The following is a 21,844-nucleotide window of genomic DNA, read 5'->3' on the forward strand; positions in this document are numbered from 1 at the left end:
AGGAGTACGGCAAATCCTGCTCCGCCCGCTTCGAACGCCTGCTTGACGCCGTGAACGCCCGCGAGGCCCTATCCCTGGAGATCACCCGATGAGCGAGCAGGACCCCCAAGCCCAGACGCACACCGAGTCCGCGGCCCTGATCGTCTACCGGCTGAGCCAGATCGAGAGGACGCTGGCAAGCCTGGTGGAGCAGAACGCCAGGCTGATCACGCTCGAGCAAAGGCTGCTGGAAACCCGGGAGGCCCTGGACCGCGCCTTCAAGGCACAGAAGGAACAGGACACCCGCGTCCGCGCGATCGAGGCGGACATGCCGACCTTGCGCATGGTCCGCGGCTGGGTGATCGCCGGCATGCTGGCCGTGATCGCCGCCTCCGGGACGGTGGTAATGGACACCATCCGCAAGTCCAGCCTGCCGCCGCCCACCGCATTGCAGCAATCCCGCACCGGCTGACCGCCGACCAACCAAGAACAGGAGCCCACCATGAGCAAGTCCGGCCCGCCCTCCGATAAGAGGCGCCGCGAGGAACCCGAAACCGCCCCGGCCAAGCCGGTGGCGAAGAAGACTGCCGCCCGCAAGCCAGACACCAGGAAGCGGCCGGCTGGCAAGAAAGTGCCCAAGGTCCAGAGGGCGACGATCAAGCGCGCCCCCGGTCCGGAGGTACTGACGGAGAAGCAACTGCGCTTTGTCGAAGAGTACATCGTTGACCTGAACGGGACGCAGGCTGCCATACGCGCCGGATACAGCACACGAACGGCCCGGACCATCGCGGCGGAGAACTTAACGAAACCGGCTCTGGTGGCGGCTATCCAGGCTGCTATGGACGCGCGCTCGGAGCGGACGCAGATCACCGCCGACCAGGTGCTCAAGCGCTGGCACCAGATCGCCTTTGCGGACGCCAATGACCTGATCGAGTATCGGCGCGTGTGCTGCCGTAACTGCCACGGCGTCGATCACCACTACCAGTGGGTCGACGAAGCCGAGTATCAGCGCGTCTGCACCGATCTCTTGGCCCAGGCTGACCCGGAAGGCCCGCCTCCGGCTCTGCCGACGGATGCGGGTGGCTATGGGTTCAACGCCAAGGCCGATCCACATGAGGATTGCCCGGAATGCAGTGGCGAGGGGCACGGCGTGCCGTTCATCCACGACACCCGCAAGCTCAAGCCCACGGCTCGCGCGCTCTACGCGGGCGTCAAGCTGACCAAGGATGGCATCGAGGTCAAGATGCAGGACCAGTCCAAGGCCCTGGAGAACATCGCGCGGCACCTGAAGATGTTCGTGGACAAGAGCGAGATCGAAGTCACCAAGCGGCCGGCCGACATGACGGACGAGGAACTGGAGGCCGCTATCCTTGCGAAGCAGGAGGCGCTTCGGCAATCCGCTGACGAATGAGCAAGGTCGCCGCGAGCGCGCTGGCCACCGTCCAGCCGTCCAGCCTTACCCGTGAGCAGAAGCTGGAACTGCTGGCTCTGCTGGATGAGAAGACGCATCGCTGGGCTAGGCGGAAGATGCTTGGCCTGTTCCCCGAAACGGGCAAGTTCAATCGGTTTCTCTACCCGAAGCACCTGCAGTTTTTCGAGGCCGGCGCCGCCTATCGCGAGCGCTGCTTCATGGCCGGCAACCGGATCGGGAAGACAGAGGGCGGCGCCTATGAGGTCGCATGCCACCTGACCGGCCGCTATCCGGACTGGTGGACGGGACGGCGCTTCTTCAAACCTGTGCGGTTCTGGGCAGCAGGCAAGACGAACGAGACGACACGCGACATCGTTCAGGCGAAATTGCTGGGCGAGATCACCCATGCGAGCGGGCGCAAGGGCGTCACCGGCACCGGCATGATCCCGGGCGACGACATCGGCATGATCACCTGGAAGCAGGGCGTGCCGGATATGGTCGACACGGTGAAGATCCGCCATGTCTCCGGCGGCTGGTCGAAGCTGGGATTCAAGAGCTATCAGCAGGGCCGCGGGTCATTCGAGGGCACGGAGCAGGATGGCGTCTGGCTGGACGAAGAGCCGCCCATCGACATCTACGGTGAGTGCCTGATCCGGACGGCCACCACCGGCGGAATCATCTTCATCACGTTCACGCCGCTCGAAGGCATGAGCGAGACGGTGATGGCCTTCCTGCCCAACGGGTTGCCGGAGGCGAAGGACGCGGTCGCCTCGCGCGTCAGCGACTCGAAGTACCTGGTGATGGCCGGCTGGGACGACGTGCCGCACTTGGACGAGAAGACCAAGCGCGAACTACTCGATGCCACGCCGCCATACCTTCGCGAAGCCCGCTCGAAGGGCTATCCGGTGCTCGGCTCCGGCCGGATATTCCCGGTCGACGAGGAAACCATCAAGGTGCCGGCCTTCACCCTGCCGGATTCCTGGCCACGCCTGTGCGCCCTGGACTTCGGCTGGGACCACCCGAGCGCGATGGTCTGGATCGCATGGGATCGCGACAACGACATCATCTACGTCTATGACTGCTTGCGCGTTCGGGAAACCACGCCGGAACAGCAGGCGCCCATGATCCTCTCGCGCGGGGATTGGGTGCCCGTGGCATGGCCACACGACGGGCTGAACACCGAGAAGGGCAGCGGCGAGCAACTGGCCGAACTGTACCGCAAGGCGCGCGTGAACATGCTGTGGGAGCGCGCGCAGTACGAAGAAACGGGTACGGAGGATGGTTCCAAGGTGTCGCGCTCGAGCGTCGAGGCCGGGCTGATGGACATGCTCACCCGCATGCAGACCGGGAAATGGAAGGTCTTTGCCCATCTGCACGACTGGTTCCAGGAGTTCCGGCTGTACCACCGCAAGGACGGGAAGATCGTCAAGCTGAAGGACGACCTGATGTCTGCCAGCCGCTACGGGACGATGACGCTCCGTTACGCCGCCACGCCGCCGGTACCGACTCGAATTGATTCCCGACGCCGAGAATACGACTGGCGCGCCGGCTGAGGACATCATGGATTCGAGCAAATTAGGGTTGGCAGAGTACGCGAGGACCGCTATTGCCCCTGCTGGGTATGGAATGCCCGTGGCCTCCCGTGCGCCGGCGTCCGGTGCACTCACGAGCGGGCTTGATCTGGCTGGGTATATCGGCGCACCGACGCAGGCCGCCCCCGCACAGAGTGGTGGCGCGCCTGCCGTGCAGGAACTCTACCCTGGGATGCGAGGCTACTTTGTGCCGGGTGAGTTCATCACGAAGGGGAATGACGCCGCACGGACTGCGCGGCAACTCTTTGTCCGGGTCGACGACGGCGGCAATGAGAAGGGTACCTACTATTTCGACCCGAAAGGCAAGTTCACCAACATGCTGGACGACGCCAATATCGGCGAATTCATTCGCGATCCAGACACCTTCGATCCGCGCAACCCGAGCGGCTTTGATTCCGGCACGTTCAAGGTGCTGCAGCAGCACCGCGGCAATCCTGCAGCCCTGCGTGACTATGCGCGCCGCACTGGCTTCAGCATCTACAAGCAGGAGACTGCACGGTGACAATCGGCGACATCCAACTGTCGAGCGCTTCAATGTCCCGCGACGAGCAGCAGCCCGCAGCGGTCGGTGCCGGCCGTGTCGACGGGGACATCGAGCGCAGCGACAAGTTACCCGACGAACTCAAGGACGAGGCTCTGAGTCGCGAGCAGGTTGAGAACTTCCTCTACGAGATCAAGCACCAGCCGGGTTGGCGCCGCGAGGCGGACAAGTGCGCCGACTATTACGATGGGAACCAGCTGGATGCGAAGACGCTGGAAATCCTCCAAGATCGCGGCCAGCCGCCCCTGATCACGAACCTGATCAAGCCCACCATCGACACGGTGTTGGGCATGGAGGCGAAGACCCGCACCGACTGGCTGGTCCGGGCGGAAGATGATGGCATTGCCACGCCGGAGATGGCGGAGGCGCTTTCCCTCAAGCTCAAGCATGCCGAGACGGAGACGCGCGCGGACCGCGCATGCTCGGACGCCTATGCCGCGCAGTGCAAGACGGGCATGGGCTGGGTCGAGGTGTCGCGCGAGTCCGATCCCTTCAAGTTCCCGTACCGCGCCAAGTATGTGCATCGGCGCGAAATCTCGTGGGACTGGCGCTCGACGGAATCCGATCTCAGCGACGCGAAATGGCTGATCCGCCGGCGCTGGATGGATGTCGATGCGGCGATTGCCAAGATGCCCGAATATGCGGGGCTGTTGCGCCAGTGCATCAGCGGCTGGGCCGGATTCGATCCGGTCTTGTCCGAGAATACCGGTCTGGCGAACTCGTTCATGAACGAGCGCGATACCCGGCTTGAGGAACAAGACTGGCGCGACACCTTCCGCCGGCGCGTCTGCCTGTACGAAATCTGGTACCGGAAGTGGGTGTCTGGCTACGTCATTCGGCTGGCCAATGGCCGCGCCATCGATGCTGACTTCAACAACCCGAAGCACACCACCGCCATTCTGGCCGGCGCGGTCAAGGTCGAGAAGCGGATCTTCGAGAAGATTCGGTTGGCGTGGTACTGCGGACCGCACTTCCTCTATGACGTGCCGAGCCCGTACAAGCACGGCATATTCCCTTATGTGCCGTTCTTCGGCTTCCGGGAGGACTTGACCCTCTCGCCGTATGGCCTCATCCGGGCCATGATCAGCCCGCAAGACGAGATCAATGCGCGGAAATCGAAGAACCTTTGGTTGCTGAACAGCCGACGTGTGGTCACGGATGCTGATTCGGTGGTCGACCACGACCGCACCCGCGAGGAGGTGGCGCGCGCCGACTCGTACACGATCTTGAACCCGCGTCGCAGGCCCGAAAGCCGCTTCGAGGTCAGCATGGGCGGGGAACTCGCGGCCCAGCAGTTCCAAGCCATGCAGGAAGCGAAGCAGGAAATCGCCGAATCCTCCGGCATCCACAAGGCCATGATGGGCCAGAACTCGTCCGCCAACTCGGGCCTGGCGATCAACTCGCTGGTGGAACAGGGGCTGAACACCCTCGGGGAAACGAACGACAACTACCGCTTTGCCCGCCGTATGGTCGGGGAAATGCTGTTCTCCATGATGCTGGAGGACATGGAAGGGCGGGAAATTCAGGTGCCGGTCGGGGATGGCAAGCGCAAGCGCATCATCGTGCTGAACCAGCGCGCGGTCGATCCGGAAACAGGCCAGCAGACGGTCGTCAACGACACCTCCCGCGTGCGAGCCAAGGTCGTGCTGGACGATATTCCCTCGTCGCCCACATTCCGCGTGCAGCAGGGGACGATGCTCTCCGAACTCGCGAAGGGGCTGCCGCCACAGCTGCAGGCCGTGTTGGTGCCCTATCTGGTCGACTACTTCGACATTCCGAACAAGCAGGAAGTCATCGACCAGTTGCGCCAAACCGTGGGCGTGATGGACGAGGCCCAGCAACAGCAGGCCGCGCAAGCGCAAGCCGCCCAGCAGCAGGCGATGGAAACCATGCAGAAGCGCATGGCCACGCTCGAGGCGGCGCTGACCGCGGCCAAGGTCAGGTCGGAGAATGCCAAAGCCGACAAACTCGAAGCCGAGGCGGACAACGCCCGCATGCCGCAACCCGTCAACCCGCCGAGTGAATTCGCATGAGCATCCCAACCTGCGCAGTCAGCGTCAAGCTGTACGACCAGAACGCCCAGGCCGTGGCCGGCGCGTCGATCACGGCCCAGCTCGACCGGTACGAGATCCATGATGGATTCGTGGTCCCGCAGCTCGTCGAGGCGGTGACGGACGAATTTGGCGAATGCACGCTCGAGCTGTGGCCGAACTCGCTAGGCTCGCAGTCATCGAACTACAAGATCAAGGTCCAGCCCACGGACGCCAAGGGCTACAGCACCATTGCGATGGTGCCGGATGCGCCCACGGCGAACCTGTCGGAGATCGCGCAACTGCCGGAGATTCCGGGCAAGAGTGACTTTCAGGACTTCTTCGAGCAGGCGCAAGGCCTGGCCGAAGACCTGGTGGGCAGCGCCAACGCAGCCAAGATTGCCGCGCAGGCAGCGCAGGCCGCCGCCGAAACCAGTGCGACGGCAGCCACCGACAGCGCGACGGACGCCGGCCAGCAGGCGGCGGCTGCGCTGGCTTCCTCCCAATCAGCACAGCAGAGCGCGAACGATGCGGCGGCTTCGCTGGTGAATGCCACGGCGCAGGCTTCGGCGTCAGCTGGCAGCGCAACCGCAGCAGCCGCAAGCGCCGCCACGGCGACCACGAAGGCGGGCGAGGCATCGGCGAGCGCGACTGCAGCCGCCGGCTCGGCCACGACGGCCTCGACCAGCGAAGGGTACGCCAGCGCCTCGGCCTCAGCGGCTGCGGGGTCGGCGACGGCGGCCAGTACCAGCGCTGGCACCGCCACGACCAAGGCGGGGGAGGCAGCAGCCAGCGCCACCGCTGCGGCTGGTTCCGTCACTGCGGCCGCGACTCAGGCTGGCACGGCCACCACGCAGGCTGGGAACGCTGCCGCGAGCGCGACGGCGGCTGCGGGCAGTGCAACAGCGGCCGGGACGAGCGCGACGGCAGCGGGGGCCGCTCAGGTAGCGGCGGAGGCGGCGCGCGATCTGGCGCAGGGGTATGCCAATGTCGGTGCGCCGACCGTGGTCAAGCCCGGCGACGCGAGTCTGACGACCGGGCGAGTGCGCAACACCATTGTCATCTATAGCCAGACCACCACCGCGACTCGCACGGTGACGCTCAATGCGACAGACCCGGCTCTTGGCGATACCGTCCATGTGATTCGTGCCGCGGGCGGATCGAGCGTCCAGTTACTCGATAGCGTGGGTGGATGGATTAGGTCCCTCGCTGTCGGGCAGTTTGCAGATGCCGTCTATGACGGTACGGCCTGGGTTCTCATCGGCTTTGGCAGCGTGTAACCATAACCACCACGGATAGAACCTCGATGGAAACTGACCACCTCATCCTGCGAGAGGACGTGCTTCGAACCGTGACGGTGCCGGAGCAAGAGGCGAATCTCAAGTACCTGGAGCAGAAGGCAATCGAGCAGGCCGCGACGGCAGAAGAACATGCCGATGCCGCGGATGCGGCCCAGGTCGCGGCGGCGCAGGCTCAGGCCGTGTCCATTGCGAGCGCTACGGCTGCGGCGCAGGCAAAGAGTGATGCGGCGGCGAGTGCAACGCAGGCGGTGATAGCGAAGCAGGTGGCAGAGCAGGCTGCAGCGAACATCGTTTCCGGTCAGTTGCTCGGCTGGGCACAGACGCAGAACTTCCAACTGGTGAGCGGCACGCGCGACGCCAATGGCGCGCTGACGGCGGCACAGATCGCATGGCCTGATGGCACTGCCGGCGTCTTCACCGCTGACGTGCTCAGCACTGCGTTTCCGGGTGCCATCGACGCATGGCATGCCACCTACGTGGGTGCCACCACCAAGACCGTCACGCAGCCTGCGATGACGCGAGATGCCAACGGCGCCGTGACGGCGCAGCCCGCAATTTTGATTTCGTGAGGTGAGAGATGGGATTGCTTGATGCACCGATCAGCCCTAAGCGGGCGGCTTATCTTTCGCTGGCCGGCGGATTGCTTAACAAGGGGTATGCCGGGTCTACCCTGAATGTCGTCCTATTTGGGGACTCGCGCACTGCTAATGCGAATTTGACCGTCGGTGTAAATGGAGGTTCGACAGATGCCGATTGGTTCGGCTACGCCAACGCTATCGCCGGGTTGCCGGCTACGCTCGTTCTGAATGCTGGTGTTCCAGGAGACACCACGACAGGCATGAAGAATCGCGTTGATGCGCTCATTACTTCGCTTGGTTCGTCGGTCAATGCCGCTGTGGTATGGGGACTCACGAACGACATTCCTACCACGGATGCCATGTTGACGGCTGCCCTTGCCAACTTGGAATATATCTACAGCGCCTTCGCTGCTGCGAATATCTACGTGTTCGCGTTCAGCGAGACGCCGGACAACCTATACGGAACTACTACTGCGATTCTCAAGCAGAAGTTTCGTCAATGCCTATCCACGCGCTGGAATGGCCGTACCGATGGTGAATTTATTGACATATTCCCGGCCATCATCAATCCGACAAATGCCAACGGTGCTCCGCTGATAACAGACACAGCAGACAATCTACACATCAACGTCTCTGGCGCATACAAGATTGGGAAGGTGCTCGGGCCGGCATTGGCTCGGCGCGCGAGTGGATTCAAGTACCCGTTCTGCAATTCTGTTATCGACACGAAAGAGTCGCAGCCTTTGTCGACTAATTTCTGTCGCAACCCTCTCATGACCGGAACGGATGGAGTACTAGGCGCAGGCCATACAGGCACAGTGCCGCATCTGTGGTCCACCGGCGGCGCTTCCGTGGCGGCAATGTCGATCGCGGCACGGCCCGATGGGATGGGCAACGACATGGTGGCCGCTGTCACATTTTCCTCCGCCTCGGACACATTCCAGGCATTCATGAGTAGCTTGGGCGTTTTTACCATTGCAGCCGGAGATCGGTTTGTGCTGGAAGGTGACATCAACATTTCAAGCCCAGTCAACCTGAGTGTCGTTGAGGCTGTGCTTTCGTTTGTTGGCGGCGGCGGTCCCTCGGTGAGTGTTTGGAAAAAGGCGCTGGGGGGGAATCTGCCAGAAACCTGCAATCTGAAATTCCGTAGCTCTATTCTCACGTTGCCTGCTGGCACCTACACAGGCGGGTCGATCACATTCACGGCGCGCTGTACCGGCGCTGGAAGCGCAACTATCAAGATTGGTACTATTGCTGCCCGGAAAATAAACTGACGTTGGATGATATGGGCCTGCATCCGACTCTCTGTTACGCTGCGCTTACGGCGATCGCTCTCAGTATTCCTCTAAGCAATACTTCCTGCCCAGTAGGGGTAAGGTGAATGTTATCTAGGTAGGTAGACTCAGGGTGCATGCTCTCATCATCCTTTAGGCTGATCAATGGCACGTTGAGATCTGAGCATAGTTCCGCAATACGTTGCAGCCCAATCGGAGGCGCAGTAAGACTGAGTTCGCTCTTTTGATAGTGCTGAACGACGACGACCGTTGCCCCTGCTTCTCGCACCACAATCAGGAACTCACGGAGGTCACTTAGTGCGCTCTGTATCTGCTCCGCAGGAGGAATCTTTGGCGACCTGCTTGCGCGAGTAACCGGAAATTTCAGATAGCGAGGGCCATAACGTGTGATGCCTTCCCAGGTTGCGAGCAGTGGCTTCACTGTTGGGTGTGTTTCCGGATCCAATGGAGCGAAGGTTGGCACGTCGGCATAGTCATCGCTGTTGACTACCAGAACAACCTTGCTTGCACCAAATAGACCGTAACGTTTCGCATAGGCTAGCCAGTTTCCTGGCCCCCAACTAAAGGCGGAGATATTGCCGACCGTGATCGGGTAATCGGCATCTGCCTGGAGAGCATTCTGCAGGCGCTCTGTGGCCAGTTCCTCCTGGTCTACCTGTGCACCTCCATTTACCACCGAATCGCCGAAGACCAGAATGCGTTGTTCCCTTGGCGCCAGACCAGTAGGGAACGAGCGAGATCTCATGCTGTACTGATTCACTGCATACCTATTGCCGAACCGCATGATATTCTGACTTGGCTGCAGGACATATTCAATGCTAGGGTCGGCTTGATATAGCGGAGGCGTTCCGAGCCCCAGAACGGAGCGCGCGACAATTTCCGCTGCGCCCAGCAGGGTTGCAGCCATCAGAGCTGCCACAACTATTTTCTTAGAGGTTTTCACTGGCATGTAACGTGGAATAGGCGACTGGAATTTTATCCGGTGCGACGAGTAGTTGGTGTGCCTCCCAACTTCTAGGGGGAAAGCTTCTCATGAGGAGTTTGCTTCTGAGATCCGAGCGCCATCCAAACAGGAGGAACCATATATCGCCACAGCCCGCCTAGCGCGGGCTTTTTCATCCCTATCGACCAAACTCGAATTGTTCCAGGCCACCTAGCATTCTCTCCATCCAAAGGCCAGTCCAATGGAAAAGACCTCGCAGCCACCGTCGGGTGGCTTTTTCATGCCCTCAAGGAACAGGCTATGCGCAAGTACCTGCTGAACCTTCTCATCGCATTGGATCAGGGTGCCAACACCCTGCTCGGCGGCGACCCCGACGAAACGATCTCCAGCCGGGCCGGCAAGGGACAGGCAGAGGGCAAGCGCTGGGCTTGCGTGCTCTGCCGCTTCCTCGACTGGTTCGAGCGCGACCACTGCACCAAGTCCATCGAGCGCAATGAGGGTGCCGACGCCGTGGTCACGGATTGAGGCCACAACTGGCCGACTCGAATTGCTCCACGCGCAATAGCATCCACATCAACCCAGCACGGTAGCCGTGCCGCCCGGATAGGCGGACCGTGACATGGATTGAACCTCGCAGCCAACGCGATACGTGGAGTGGAGTGGAATGGAAATTGACCTGAGCAGCGCAAGCCCCGAAGAACTTCTGAAGGCCTACGAGGCCGCCGAAAGCGGAGCGGAGCTGGCAGCAGCCGCTGCCTCCGATACCGCGGCGGCCGAAGTGAAGCCGGACGAGGCAGCCAAGGCGGCGCAGGAAGCCGCCGAGGCCGCAGCAGCGAAGGCAGCCGAAGAGGCAGCCGAGGCCGCAAAGAAGGTGGCGGCAGGGGAGGCGGCGAAGGTCGAGACGACGCAGGAGAACGAAGGCAACGTGGAAGGCGTGCTTGCCCGCGACGGCAAGAATGTCATCCCGTTTTCGGTGCTGAAGAGTGAGCGTGACCGGGCAGCCCGGGCCGAGCAATTGGCCAAGGAAGCATCGGACAAGATCGCCGCGCTCGAAGCGCAGCTTGCCGCAGGGAATCAAGGGGCGAAATCTGGTGAAGGCGCCCGCACCACCGAGGCAGCACCCGAAGCCGATGCAATGACGCCCGAGGAGTTGGAGGCCTTCAAGGAAGACTTCCCGATCCAGTACAAGGCCTACATGGCGCAGCAAGCGACCATCAAGGCCTTGAGGGCACAGCACCAGCAGGTCGAGCAGGACAGGCAACAGCAACAGGTCGAGCGCCAGCGCACCCAGGCAGAACAGGTCCGGGATGCCATCGACGCGACGCCCAAGCTGGCGCATATCCAAGCCACCGACCCGGATCGGTTCGCAACGGCGCAGCGCTTCGACGCTGTGCTGCGAGAAGACCCGAAGTGGGCCGACAAGCCCCTGGCTGAGCGCTTTGCCGAAGTGGTCAAGCTCGTCGAGACGACGCACGGCGCAATCGAAATCCCGGGCGCGAAAACCAACCCTCCGCAGAAATCGCCGGAAGAGTTGCGCAAGGAAGCGGAGGCCGTGGCCGCCGCGTCGGCAAAGAAGACTGTGCCGACCTCCATGTCCGACTTCCCGGCCGGTGCTGCGCCGGCGAACAGCGAGAAAGAAGCCTTGGAGGGTATGACAACCCTCCAACTGGCGGACAAGTTCGCAAAGATGTCGCCCGAGCAGCAGGAAGCCTATTTCAGCTCTCTCTGATCGAGGAAGACCATGACGACCAGCATTCCCTACGGCAGCCCCCTCGCCGCCAAAGTGTACGGCGTGGGCCTGTTCTCCCGCGTGCAATCCGCACCGGGCTTCATGAACCTGCTTTCGGGCGAAATGCCCAAGGAAGGTTCGTTCGCCGCCAAGGCCAAGGGCCAGACCAGCCCCGACTATCCCATCGTGAAAGCGGGCGACCTGGCGAAGGCTGCCGGCGACACCGTGTCGGTGGACCTGTTCAACCCGCTGCAAGGCAAGCCGGTGATGGGCGACAAGCGCGTGGCCGGCAAGATGATGGGCCTCACGTCGTCGACGATGGAGGTGTCCATCAACCAGACCCGCGGCGGCGCCGACAGCGGCGGCAAGATGACGCAGAAGCGCACCAAGCACAATCTGCGCGGCATCGCGATGGCCGGCCTGCAGGGCTGGGCGCAGCGACTGGAAGACCAGACCTCGCTCGTGCATCTCGCCGGTGCGCGCGGCGACCAGATCACCAGCGACTGGGTTGTGCCCTTCCAGAACGACAGCGAGTTCGCGGAAATCCTGGTGAACCCGGTGAAGGCGCCGACCAAGAACCGCTACTACGCGGCCAACGACGCGACCAGCCCGGCGGACATCGGCACCAACGATGCGCTGACCTTCCAGGACGTCGACCGCATCGTGTCGATGCAGCGCGAGTCGCCGGTGGTGCTGCAGCCCATCAAGATCAAGGGCGACGACCGCGCGTGGAACGATCCGCTGTGGGCGCTGTTCGTGACCGAGCGCCAGTGGCTGTACATGAAGTCGCGGACGAGCCAGACCGACTGGCGCCAGGCCATGCAAAACGCCTTCGAGCGGAAGTCGGCCGGCGTGAAGCACCCGCTGTTCGACAGCTACGAAACCCTGATGTGGAACGGCGTGCTGATCAAGCGCATGAACCGCTACGCCATCCGCTTCAACACCGGCTCGAACGTGGTCATCGACACCGGCGGCGCCGACGGCGGCACGTACACCGAGTCGACGGTGCAGACCGCGCAGCCGGTCGACCGCGCGATCCTGGTGGGCGCGCAGGCGCTGGCCAAGGCCTACGGCAAGTCGAACAGCGACTACTTCTACGACTGGTCGGAAGAAGAAGTCGACCACAAGAACTCCATCGAGATCGTGGTGGGTTCGATGAGCGGCACGGCGAAGATCCGCTTCAAGGTCGACGGCGTCGACACCGACCACGGCGTGGCGGTGATCGACTCGTACGCCCCGGACCCCGCCTCGGCCGCCGGTCGCACGCTGCTGGGCTCGTAATCGGGACATGACCAACGGGGCGGGCAGGGCGCCCGCCCCAACAGGAGAGAAATATGACCACCCTCAATGCTTCGACGTTGCGAGACGTGCAGTACTCGGGCGAGGCGCCGTTGGCGGCGGCGCACGGCAAGTACACGCTGGCCGCCGCCCAGATCGGTGACAAGGTCCGTCTGAACCTGGTTTCTGCCGGCACCAAGGTCGACCAGTCGCGCCTGATCAATGGCGCGCTCGGCGCGAGCACGACCATCTCGCTCGGCTACGAGTACGCGGACGGCTCCGGCGGCGATGCCACGGCGTTCTTCAATGCACAGGCTACCGCCTCGGCCGCGTCGACGATCTCGGCATCCAAGCCGGTCTTCATCCCCAAGGACGCCTACATCGTGGCCACCGTGGGCGGCGCGGCCGCATCCGGCGACATCGATACGGTCCTGTTCTACGAGCCGCGCGGCATCTAGGCGCGCCGTCCGCATCGGCGCAGTCTGGAACGGGGCGGCGCGTGTCGCCCCGTTTTCTTGACCTACCTTGAGGATCATCATGATCGGAATCGTGTATGTGGGCCTGAAGCCCTGGGCGCGCGACAACGTGGCAGGCTCCGGGAAATCCTGGGCCGGCCGCGGCGACGTGCAGGAAGTCTCCGAAAACCAGGCCAAGATGCTGCTGAAGTATCCGGACCAGTGGGGCCTGGAGAATCCGGAGGACGCGGATCGGCTTGGCGGCCCTGTGACGGTATCGGTCATCGACCCGACCACGGGCGAGAAGACCGAGGTGGCTCAGTCCAGCCTGGCGAAGCCGCTGGAGAAGATGAGCAAGGCCGAGCTGGCCGCCTTCGGCGCAAAGATGAAGCTCTCGCTCGCGCCGACCCTGAGCAAGAAGCAGATGATCGACGCGATCGAGGAAGCCGAGAAGGGCCCCGAGCCGCTGCAACCCGGCGTCGCGCCGTAAGCCATGCCGACGGTTCAGCAGGTCATCAACAACGGGCGCGTGCCGCTGAATGATGCGGACAAGGACCGCTACTCGGACGCCGACATGCTCGGCTTCGTGAATGACGGTCTGGCCGAAATCTATGGCATGCGGCCGGACCTGCGCTTCGGGCGATTCGGTCAGGCGGTGCCCGTGCTCGGGCTCTCCGACGACTTCCCGCTCTCGCCTCAGCATGCGGTGGCGATCCAGCACTACCTGGTCTTCCGGGCCGAGATGAAGGACGACGAGCACGTCAACGCCAATCGGGAAGTCAAGGCCTATAAGTTGTTCCAGACCCTGATATCTGCCACGTGAGGAAATATGGCTGAGCAGACCTATGAATTGAAGCCCGTTGGCGTGCGCTACGTGTGTGACAAATGCGGCGAAGGTGAGATGCAGCGAGCGAACGGCATCGTGCTAACCGCCGATCCGCCGAGGTACATGCACGCCTGCAGTAAGTGTGGGCATCGACAGGCATTCACGGAAGTCTACCCGTCTATCCGCTGGGTGAGTGCATAGGCATGACCAAGTACACCGACCTGTTCGATGAGGTCTTGCCGGAGGTGCCTGGGGTGCCGCAGGACCTTGCCGCCAACGCCATTCGCAATACGGTGATCGAGTTTTGCCAAGGCTCATGGTGCTGGCGCTACATCATGGACCCTGCGCCCGTGCTGGCCGGGCTGAACACGTACGAACTCGACCCGCCGCCCGGCGCCGAGGTCGCGCAGGTGCTGCTGGTCAGCGTCGACGGCAAGGAAATCCACCCCATCGGGCAATCGGATCTCGTGGCGCGCTTGCCGCTGTGGGCGACCGAACGCGGCGAGGTGAAGTACTTCCTGACCGACGATCCAGCCCAGGTGATCCTGGCCCCCGTTCCGGTCCGCAAGATCGCTGGCGGCCTGGTCGTCACGGCGGCGCTGCAGCCCACGCGCGCCTCGACGACGTTTCCAACCTGGATCTGGTCTCGGTACTTCGATGCGCTGGCCGACGGCGCCAAGGCGCGGCTGCTGGCGATGCCGAAGAAGCCGTGGACCAGCCCGGAGCTGTTCACGCTCTACCGCGGCCGCTTCGATGCGGCGATGGGTGGGGCCAAGGCGGAATCGCACCGCGGCCTGACGCGCGCGCCGCAGCGCACCACCTCGTACCATTGACGATGGATAGCGCGCCGCTTTGGTGGCTCACGAAAGACGGCGACAGGGATTGCCTAGAACTCTATGAGCGCCACTACTCCGCGTACCGCTATGCCGATGGGCGTCAGCGAAAACTGTTCGTTGGTCCCGGCGAGAAAGTCGTCCTGCGAACCGAGCGCGGCGATGCCTGCTTCGTGTGGCGCAATTTTATCGACGACAGCGGGCAGACCGGCATCAATTGCGCCGTCTTCCGCAACGAGTCGGCGCATCAAAGCTCGGGACTCATTCGACAGGCGGATGCGATTGCTGATTGTCTCTGGCCTAATTGCCGGCATTACACCTACGTCAACGCGAAAGCGGTCCGGTCAAGCAACCCTGGATTTTGCTTCATCGCCGCGGGATGGCGGCGCTGCGGAATGACAAAGAGCGGCTTGCTAGTTCTGGAAAGGGCAACAACGGGAATGCATTGATTATGACGACGCTCTCGATCTCCCAATTTTCGGGCATCTTCCCGCGCGTACCCGATGCGCTTCTGCCGCAGATGGCTGCGACGGTGGCCGAGAACTGCGACTTCGGCTACGGGGAGTTGCGCGGGATGAAGGGCGGGGCGCTGATCACGGCGGTGAGCAACGCCGTCAAGAGCCTATATACCGAGGATGGTGTCTCGTTCTATACGTGGGACGTGGACGTTGACGCCGTGCGCGCGCCGATGGCGAAGGATACCTATCGGCGGGTCTACTACACGACGCCAACCGACTTCCGTGTCACGAACAGCCTGGGCACGCGGCCGGATGGTGGGCCGCCGGGCTCGAGCTACCGTGTGGGCGTGCCGCAACCGACCGTCACCCCGACGTTCTCCGTCACGGGCACGCCAAGCAGCCTGTCGGAAATCAGCATCGCGGCCCGGTTCCATTACGAGTACGGCGGCGTCAAGTACCAAGAGCAGGACATCGGGCTCACGGTGGTGACGGACAAGCAGAAATGGACCTTCACGCCGCCGACCAAGAATACGGGGGCGGCCTTCGGCCCAACCGATGAGTCATTCATCGCGACGAAGTACGCATACAACATCCACGACGATGGCAATGGCAACGGCCCGACGGATACCTTGGTGTGGGTAGACCTGCCGGCGGGCACGCGCGTGATCGCATCGAGCGACACCACGCTGCGGAAGGTGTCGGACAATAGCCTGATCGAGAACGTCATCTATGTGCTGGACGACGCCGGCCGCGAGCACGAGCTGCGGACGCTCTATTCGCTGACGCGGTATTCGTACCTGAACGACAACGCGAGCGCCGCTGGAAACCTGACGCCGGACCAGGCATTCCCGGTGATCCGGCTGATCGGGACCAACACCAGCACGGGCGCCGCCGTCTTCGACATCTTCACGTCGAATTCCAGCCTGACATCATCCACCGCGGATTGGAGCGCGACGCTCACGCGCAACGACAATGCGGACAGCTATACCGTGGTGCTGGCCTCGAAGTCGGATGCGGCAGCTACCGAGACACGGGCGTATGTCTACACCTACGTCAATACCTACGATGAGGAGGGCCCGCCTTCTCCGGCCGGCGAACTGAGCCTGATCAACGGGCTCGCGGTCGATGTGACGGTGACCCGCGACACGCCGGCGGCGGACTATGCGCCTCTCAAAGAGATCCGGCTCTACCGCACCCAATACGGCAGCGATGTCATCGAGTACTTCTACGCTGGCTCGGTGCTGGTGCTCGGGCAGCCTGGCAGCGCGTTCGTGTTTCACGACGATGTGACGGCGGCCGGATTGAATGAGCCGCTGGCGTCGGACACCTACTATGCACCGGACCCGGGGCTGGTGGGGCTGATGACGCTCAAGAACGGCATCCTGTGCGCATGGAAGGGCAACGAACTGCATTTCTCGGAGCCGTATAAGCCCTGGGCGTGGCCGCCGGAATATGTGAAGGTGTTCCAGCACAACGTGGTCAACGGCGTGCCGTATGGCACGGGCCTGCTGCTGGTGACGACAACCGAGCCGGTGCTCATCTCGGGCACGACGCCGGGCGGCATGTCGGAACTGGACCTGAACGTGTCGCAGGCAGGGGTATCGAAGCACTCCATCGCGCTGGTGGACGGGTTCCTTGCCTACGCCAGCCGCGACGGTATCGTCGTGATGCAGGGCGGACAGGCCTCGCTGACGCTCTCGCAGCAGTTCTTCACACGCGATGTCTGGCGCGCGCGCTACGCCACCCACCTCGGCGCCATGCGGTTCTCGGTGTGGGATGGGCGCTTGGTGGTCTATGCGGACGACAGTTCCTTTCCGGCCTTCATGATCCGCCTGGATGAGGCTGCGGGCACGATGACCGACCTTCCAGGCTTTCAGGCAACGTGCTCATTCGCCAGCGACTTCGCTGATGGCGTCTACTACGGGGTCGGGTCGAACCTGTACCTGTTCAATGCCGGCGCGCCGCTTGCCACCAACTGGCAGTCGCGCGAGATGGTACTCCCGGAGCCCGTCAATTTCGGGTATGCCAAGGCGTTGTGCTCGGGAGCATGGTCGGTGGAATTCCATGCCTACGATGAGGTGACGGACGGCTGGGTGCTGCGCCACACGAAGGCGCTGACGCGCTCTGGTGGATTCCGGCTGCCGGCCGGCTACAAGGCGCAGCGCTACAAGATCCGCATCTCCGGCACCGGCGAAGCATTCAAAGACCTGCGCATCGGCACGAGCGCGCTGGCGCTCAAGGAGGTGTGAGGATGGCGTCGCCTCCCGTCCCCTCGATTCCGGAGAGCGCCCTCGGCAGCATCAACGACAAGAATGTCTATCTGGTGCTGCGTGCCATTGCCGATATCCTGAATGTCCGGAATGGCCAGACTGGCGACTCGGATTCGGCATTCGTCACCCGCGGCGAACTGGGCAGCGTGGCCAAGGCCGGCACCGGAGGCCTCTCGGCGGGCGGCGCGCGGCAGTCACAGGGCGGTACCTTCCCGGTGATCAAGCCGTCCGACATCGCGCGCGTGATCACTGACCTGCAAGCCCAGGTCATGGAGTCGCCACTGTTCAAGGCGCTAGGGGAGCGAATCGACCGCGTGGATGCGCCAGGCACCGGGGTCATTGCGCAACTGGACGAGGAGCGCACCGTCCGGTCCAATGCCGTTTCGTCGCTCGTGCAGCTACTCACGACACTGGAATCGACGGTCGGTGATCAGTCTGTGGCGCTGCAGGAGGAGGCTCAGACCCGCGCCGACGCCGACGGCAACATCATGGGCAAGTACTCGGTCAAGATCGACGCGAACGGGTATGTGTCGGGCTTTGGGCTGATCAGCACAGCCAACAACGGTATGCCATTCTCGGATTTCACCATCCGGGCTGACCGCTTTGCTATCGGCTCACCGACGGGGCCGGGGGTGCCAGTGCTCATCCCGTTTATCGTGACGACGACCACGCAGGTGGTGAACGGCTACATCGTGCCGCCGGGCGTCTACATCGATGCGGCGGCGATTGCCGTGGCATCCATCGGTGAAGCGCAGATCGATTTTGCCTCGATTCGGCAGGCCCATATTCAGAACGCAGCGATTGGGACCGCTCAGATTCAGGATGCGGCGATCACCAACGCCAAGATCGGCAACGCCGAAGTTGACACGCTTTCCATCCGCGGTGACGCGGTGACTGTACCGAGAGGCGCGCACGGGGGCTCCGGCTTGACCGGCGCCACCTTCGTGGTTGCCGCCTCCGCCGTTATGCCTGCCGGGCCCGCCGCCGCGATTATCTTCGGGGTCGTGAATGTGTGGGCGACCTCGGATTCCGGGTGCTCCATCCGAATTTGCCGGGACAGCACTGTGCTGGCCGAAGTCGGTGCGACGCTGGCGGTATCAGCGGGCATCACCACGCCTTCCCTGGCGGTGCCAATCTGTTGCTTTGACTCGTCAGCATCGGCCGGTGGGACCTACTCAATACAGGTTGGGAATGCGGTCCTCATCAACTGGTACTCGGCCGACATTGCCTTGCTTGGAGCCAAGCGGTGAAGATTGCCATCTACAGCAAGGCCACTGGCCGCGTTCGACAATTCACCTATTGCGGCGAAGACGAGGCAGCCCTCAATGCATTTGAGGGGGAGGGCTATGTCGAGGTGGAGGCTATCCCGATGGGGGATTGGGAGGTCGTCGACGGGCAACTACGCCAAATTCCTGACAAACCGTCAGAATTTACCTATGACGTCATGCGCCGAGCCGAGTACCCAAAGGAAGGCGACCAGCTTGATGCCATCTGGAAGACACTGGCCAAGCTCGATCCCTCTCTGCTGGACCCCGAGACGAAATCGACGATGCAGCAAATCAATGCCGTCAAGGCGAAGTATCCAAAGCCAGGCGACTCGAATTAGGGTGCGGGGGCTAGGATCAGGTATCGCCTAAACCAGCCAGCCCATGAAGCACTTCCAGCAAATCCATGCCGGCCTCGATGTCGCTCCGCTCCTGCTCGCGATCAAGCAGCATCCGGAACTGTGGGACCAATTCACGCCGAGGAAGATCGCGCCGGCGACGCCGCATGCGGCCATGTCGGACATCTGGGTGCGGTACAACGACATCAGGAAGTTTGCCGATGGCGACTTGACGCACTTCAACGACCCCCATTACCCGATCTGGTATCCGGCCTACGATGCGTTGCCGCAGCTACGCCCGATCATCTTCGGGCTGATGGCGCGCGTCGAGGCGGTACAGCTCGGTGGCGTGTTGATCACGAAGATCCCGCCCGGCGGCCGCATCGAGCCGCATGTTGACCACGGCTGGCACGTCGAGCACTTCAATACGAAGCTCTACGTGGTGCTGCAATCGAATCCCGCGTGCTTCAACCGTGTCGAGGACGAGACGGTAAGCATGCAGGCCGGCGACGTGTTCTGGTTCGACAACACCGTCGATCACGAGGTATGGAACGACGGCGACGATGACCGTATCACCCTGATCGTTTGCACGAGGCGCGACCGATGATCGAAGGCATGATGCGCGAACTCGCGAAACGCGACCAGACCGACCTGCGCACAGTCCACCACTTCTCGAATGGGGTGTACGCCAAGCAGATGCACCTGCCCAAGGGGCACATGGCCATCTCGCACAAGCATGCCTACAGCCACCTGAGCATCCTCGCCGCGGGATCGGCGGTCGTGGCCACGGACGGGCGCAGCAGGCTGTTCCATGCGCCGGCCTGCATCGAGATCGAGGCGGGCGTCAACCACTCCATTACCGCCATCGAGGATGTGACGTGGTTCTGTATCCATGCGACCAATGAAACCGATCCGGACAAGGTGGACCGGGTGCTGATCCAAGGAGATGAATCGTGCCGTGGGGAGTAGCTGCTGCTGTGGGTGGGGCGCTGGTGACTGGCGCGATGGCGGACGATGGCGGGGCCGGAGCGGCGAATGCTGCCTCGTCGGAAGCGACACGCATGCAGGCGCAAATCGCCAAGGATCAGTGGGATCGGTACAAGACCGTCTATGCGCCACTGGAAGATTCAATGGTCAGCGCGGCCCAGAATTACGACTCCCCGGCTCAATACGAGCGGGCGGCCGGAGAGGCGTCGGGCACCGTCGCGCAGTCGTATGGCAAGGCTCGTGATCGGCTGACCCGCACGCCAGGACTCGACCCCACTTCGGCTGCGTATGCGTCGAGCGTGGCCGGACTGGACCGTGATCAAGCGGCAGCCGATGCCGTCGCCCAGAACGGTGCTCGCAAGCAGGTGCAAGACACCGCATGGGCTCGCAAGTCCGACATGCTGAGCCTCGGGAAGGGGTTGCCGGCCCAGGCGGCGACGGGGCTTGCTGCCGTGTCGCAGCAGAGCGCCAACCAAGCAAACACCGCATACAACCGGAGCATGAATGAAGCGGCCGGCCTGGGCGGCGCGACCCGGGACATCATCGGCGGCCTGTCGTCGGCATGGAACAGCGCCAACTCGCCGGGGTTGGGTGGCGGTACGTTCGGCGGCTCGTCTTCTGGCTATGGCTTTGCCAGCGGCAACTATTCGGCGGGCAGCAATTTGCCGCTGTCCTTCGGGCTCTAAGGGGGTTCCATGTCGAAACTCGGACTTGGCCTTGCGGCCTATGGTGGATACCAGGCACGCGACCGCCAGATCAAGGCGGAGAACTACCAGGACCGCCAGCGCGACTACGGCACCGCCCAGATGGACGCGAATCAAGCAGGGCTAGGCGATGCCGCAGCGGCGCGAACCGCTGCAAACCAACTCAGCACGGCGCAGAGCACGGCGGAGCTGGGTCTTGTGCCGAAGCGTGCAGACTTGGCCAGCGCGCAACTCGGCTTCCAGCAGGAGACGCTGCCGCGCCAGCAAGAGACGGCCCTCAAGCAGGTCGACATGCAGGGCCAGCAGACCGACCAGGACTATGCGACGTTCGGCCAGAAACTGCGTCAGCAGCGCATCGAGGGCGCCATCACCAACCAGGCAGCGCAGACGATGGCGATGCACAAGCTGGTCGACGTGATCGACACCGGCGCGCCGAGCCAGGTGCTGGACTACTTCAACTCCATCGTGAAGGCTGGTGCGCTGGGCGATCTGCCTGGCCCACTGGCGGATGACGTTCGTATGGTCAACGGTCCGGATGGCCAGCAGAAGATCGCCATCCTGTCCGGCGGCAAGCCCATCGTTGCCCTTGGCGCGGCCGACATGGACCGCATCCGCCAGATGGGCACGAAATACGATTACAAGGTGGTCGGCAAGAGCCTCGTCAAGACCGATGCGCGTGGCAATGCAACGCCGGTCTTCACCTCGCCGGAGGCGAACAAAGAAGGGGTCAACCGCGACCCGGCCGAGGTGGCCACCATGAAATACATGGTCGATTCAGGTATTGCGAAGAACCCCACGGACGCATTCAGCAAGATGCGCACGGCGCGCGGCAAGAGCAAGGCTGAATTCATCGCGGACATGATGAAGGGCTCCATGCTGCCCGGCATGGGCGAAGACAGGATCCGCGAGCAGGAAGGCATCTTCGGCGGCATGTACGACCGCCTGAACGGTGGTAGCCGTGGGGCAGCCTCGAATTCCAACCCCGCCAATACACTCGACCCGAAGGTGCAATCACTCTTTGAATAGCGGGT

24 protein-coding genes are annotated in these 21,844 nt (G+C 62.9%); 23 read left to right on the forward strand and 1 reads right to left on the reverse strand.

The window, feature by feature from the left end:
• Window positions 1–88 precede the first annotated feature (88 nt).
• From KF708C_RS16460 to KF708C_RS35720, 8 genes are read left to right on the forward strand one after another with little or no spacing between them, the layout of a single operon-like run.
• Window positions 89–451 carry a hypothetical protein gene (locus tag KF708C_RS16460; RefSeq protein ID WP_059412646.1) on the forward strand — a complete coding sequence of 121 codons (363 nt, stop codon included), beginning with the start codon at window positions 89–91 and terminating at the stop codon, window positions 449–451.
• A gap of 30 nt (window positions 452–481) precedes the next feature.
• Window positions 482–1,390: a terminase small subunit gene (locus KF708C_RS16465; protein ID WP_082079606.1), complete on the forward strand. Its 909-nt coding sequence runs from the start codon at window positions 482–484 to the stop codon at window positions 1,388–1,390.
• The gene (locus tag KF708C_RS16470; protein WP_059412647.1) at window positions 1,387–2,943 is read left to right on the forward strand and encodes a terminase large subunit domain-containing protein; all 1,557 of its coding nucleotides are present in this window, start codon (window positions 1,387–1,389) and stop codon (window positions 2,941–2,943) included. Before KF708C_RS16465 ends, KF708C_RS16470 begins: the two co-directional genes overlap by 4 nt.
• Window positions 2,944–2,950: 7 nt before the next feature.
• Window positions 2,951–3,484, forward strand: a complete 534-nt coding sequence (locus tag KF708C_RS35710; protein WP_156173856.1) for a hypothetical protein — start codon at window positions 2,951–2,953, stop codon at window positions 3,482–3,484.
• Complete coding sequence (locus tag KF708C_RS16480) at window positions 3,481–5,556, forward strand: portal protein (protein ID WP_156173857.1); 2,076 nt, start codon at window positions 3,481–3,483, stop codon at window positions 5,554–5,556. The genes KF708C_RS35710 and KF708C_RS16480 overlap by 4 nt, the downstream gene beginning before the upstream one ends.
• Window positions 5,553–6,833 (forward strand): hypothetical protein, encoded by a 1,281-nt coding sequence (locus KF708C_RS35715; protein WP_059412650.1) that lies wholly within the window; start codon window positions 5,553–5,555, stop codon window positions 6,831–6,833. Before KF708C_RS16480 ends, KF708C_RS35715 begins: the two co-directional genes overlap by 4 nt.
• Before the next feature lie 26 nt (window positions 6,834–6,859).
• Window positions 6,860–7,423, forward strand: coding sequence for a hypothetical protein (locus tag KF708C_RS16490; protein WP_059412651.1), 564 nt, complete (start codon window positions 6,860–6,862; stop codon window positions 7,421–7,423).
• An 8-nt stretch (window positions 7,424–7,431) separates the two neighbouring features.
• On the forward strand, window positions 7,432–8,706 hold the full coding sequence (locus KF708C_RS35720) for an SGNH/GDSL hydrolase family protein (protein ID WP_156173858.1): 1,275 nt from the start codon (window positions 7,432–7,434) through the stop codon (window positions 8,704–8,706).
• Between the two features lie 34 nt (window positions 8,707–8,740).
• Here the strand turns inward: KF708C_RS35720 and KF708C_RS35725 are convergent, their stop codons facing one another.
• Window positions 8,741–9,634, reverse strand: coding sequence for a hypothetical protein (locus KF708C_RS35725; RefSeq protein ID WP_156173859.1), 894 nt, complete (start codon window positions 9,632–9,634; stop codon window positions 8,741–8,743).
• Between the two features lie 336 nt (window positions 9,635–9,970).
• Between KF708C_RS35725 and KF708C_RS16495 the strand changes: the two genes are divergently transcribed.
• The 15 genes from KF708C_RS16495 to KF708C_RS16565 all read left to right on the forward strand — a co-directional run bounded on the left by KF708C_RS16495 (window position 9,971) and on the right by KF708C_RS16565 (window position 21,839).
• Window positions 9,971–10,195, forward strand: a complete 225-nt coding sequence (locus KF708C_RS16495; protein WP_059412652.1) for a hypothetical protein — start codon at window positions 9,971–9,973, stop codon at window positions 10,193–10,195.
• Between the two features lie 139 nt (window positions 10,196–10,334).
• A complete protein-coding gene (locus KF708C_RS16500; protein ID WP_059412653.1) occupies window positions 10,335–11,399 on the forward strand; it encodes a hypothetical protein in 1,065 nt (354 codons plus the stop codon).
• 12 nt (window positions 11,400–11,411) lie between these two features.
• Entirely contained in the window at window positions 11,412–12,680 is a 1,269-nt protein-coding gene (locus KF708C_RS16505) for a N4-gp56 family major capsid protein (protein ID WP_059412654.1), read from the forward strand.
• 53 nt (window positions 12,681–12,733) lie between these two features.
• On the forward strand, window positions 12,734–13,135 hold the full coding sequence (locus KF708C_RS16510; protein ID WP_059412655.1) for a hypothetical protein: 402 nt from the start codon (window positions 12,734–12,736) through the stop codon (window positions 13,133–13,135).
• A 79-nt stretch (window positions 13,136–13,214) separates the two neighbouring features.
• Window positions 13,215–13,622, forward strand: coding sequence for a hypothetical protein (locus KF708C_RS16515; RefSeq protein WP_059412656.1), 408 nt, complete (start codon window positions 13,215–13,217; stop codon window positions 13,620–13,622).
• Between the two features lie 3 nt (window positions 13,623–13,625).
• Window positions 13,626–13,955 (forward strand): DUF6682 family protein, encoded by a 330-nt coding sequence (locus KF708C_RS16520; protein ID WP_059412657.1) that lies wholly within the window; start codon window positions 13,626–13,628, stop codon window positions 13,953–13,955.
• 206 nt (window positions 13,956–14,161) lie between these two features.
• Window positions 14,162–14,791 carry a hypothetical protein gene (locus tag KF708C_RS16525; protein WP_059412658.1) on the forward strand — a complete coding sequence of 210 codons (630 nt, stop codon included), beginning with the start codon at window positions 14,162–14,164 and terminating at the stop codon, window positions 14,789–14,791.
• 2 nt (window positions 14,792–14,793) lie between these two features.
• Complete coding sequence (locus tag KF708C_RS35730) at window positions 14,794–15,240, forward strand: hypothetical protein (RefSeq protein ID WP_156173860.1); 447 nt, start codon at window positions 14,794–14,796, stop codon at window positions 15,238–15,240.
• A gap of 2 nt (window positions 15,241–15,242) precedes the next feature.
• Window positions 15,243–17,498, forward strand: a complete 2,256-nt coding sequence (locus KF708C_RS16535; RefSeq protein ID WP_059412660.1) for a hypothetical protein — start codon at window positions 15,243–15,245, stop codon at window positions 17,496–17,498.
• Window positions 17,499–17,500: 2 nt separating this feature from the next.
• Window positions 17,501–18,769 (forward strand): phage tail tip fiber protein, encoded by a 1,269-nt coding sequence (locus KF708C_RS16540; RefSeq protein ID WP_059412661.1) that lies wholly within the window; start codon window positions 17,501–17,503, stop codon window positions 18,767–18,769.
• A complete protein-coding gene (locus tag KF708C_RS16545) occupies window positions 18,766–19,125 on the forward strand; it encodes a hypothetical protein (protein WP_059412662.1) in 360 nt (119 codons plus the stop codon). The genes KF708C_RS16540 and KF708C_RS16545 overlap by 4 nt, the downstream gene beginning before the upstream one ends.
• A gap of 43 nt (window positions 19,126–19,168) precedes the next feature.
• A complete protein-coding gene (locus KF708C_RS16550) occupies window positions 19,169–19,729 on the forward strand; it encodes an aspartyl/asparaginyl beta-hydroxylase domain-containing protein (RefSeq protein ID WP_059412663.1) in 561 nt (186 codons plus the stop codon).
• Window positions 19,726–20,091: a cupin domain-containing protein gene (locus KF708C_RS16555; RefSeq protein ID WP_059412664.1), complete on the forward strand. Its 366-nt coding sequence runs from the start codon at window positions 19,726–19,728 to the stop codon at window positions 20,089–20,091. Before KF708C_RS16550 ends, KF708C_RS16555 begins: the two co-directional genes overlap by 4 nt.
• 92 nt (window positions 20,092–20,183) lie before the next feature.
• Complete coding sequence (locus tag KF708C_RS16560) at window positions 20,184–20,795, forward strand: hypothetical protein (protein WP_156173861.1); 612 nt, start codon at window positions 20,184–20,186, stop codon at window positions 20,793–20,795.
• Between the two features lie 9 nt (window positions 20,796–20,804).
• On the forward strand, window positions 20,805–21,839 hold the full coding sequence (locus KF708C_RS16565) for a hypothetical protein (protein WP_156173862.1): 1,035 nt from the start codon (window positions 20,805–20,807) through the stop codon (window positions 21,837–21,839).
• Window positions 21,840–21,844 lie beyond the last annotated feature (5 nt).

It is taken from the genome of Cupriavidus basilensis (genome assembly GCF_000876015.1).
Taxonomy (GTDB): Bacteria; Pseudomonadota; Gammaproteobacteria; order Burkholderiales; family Burkholderiaceae; genus Cupriavidus; species Cupriavidus basilensis_B.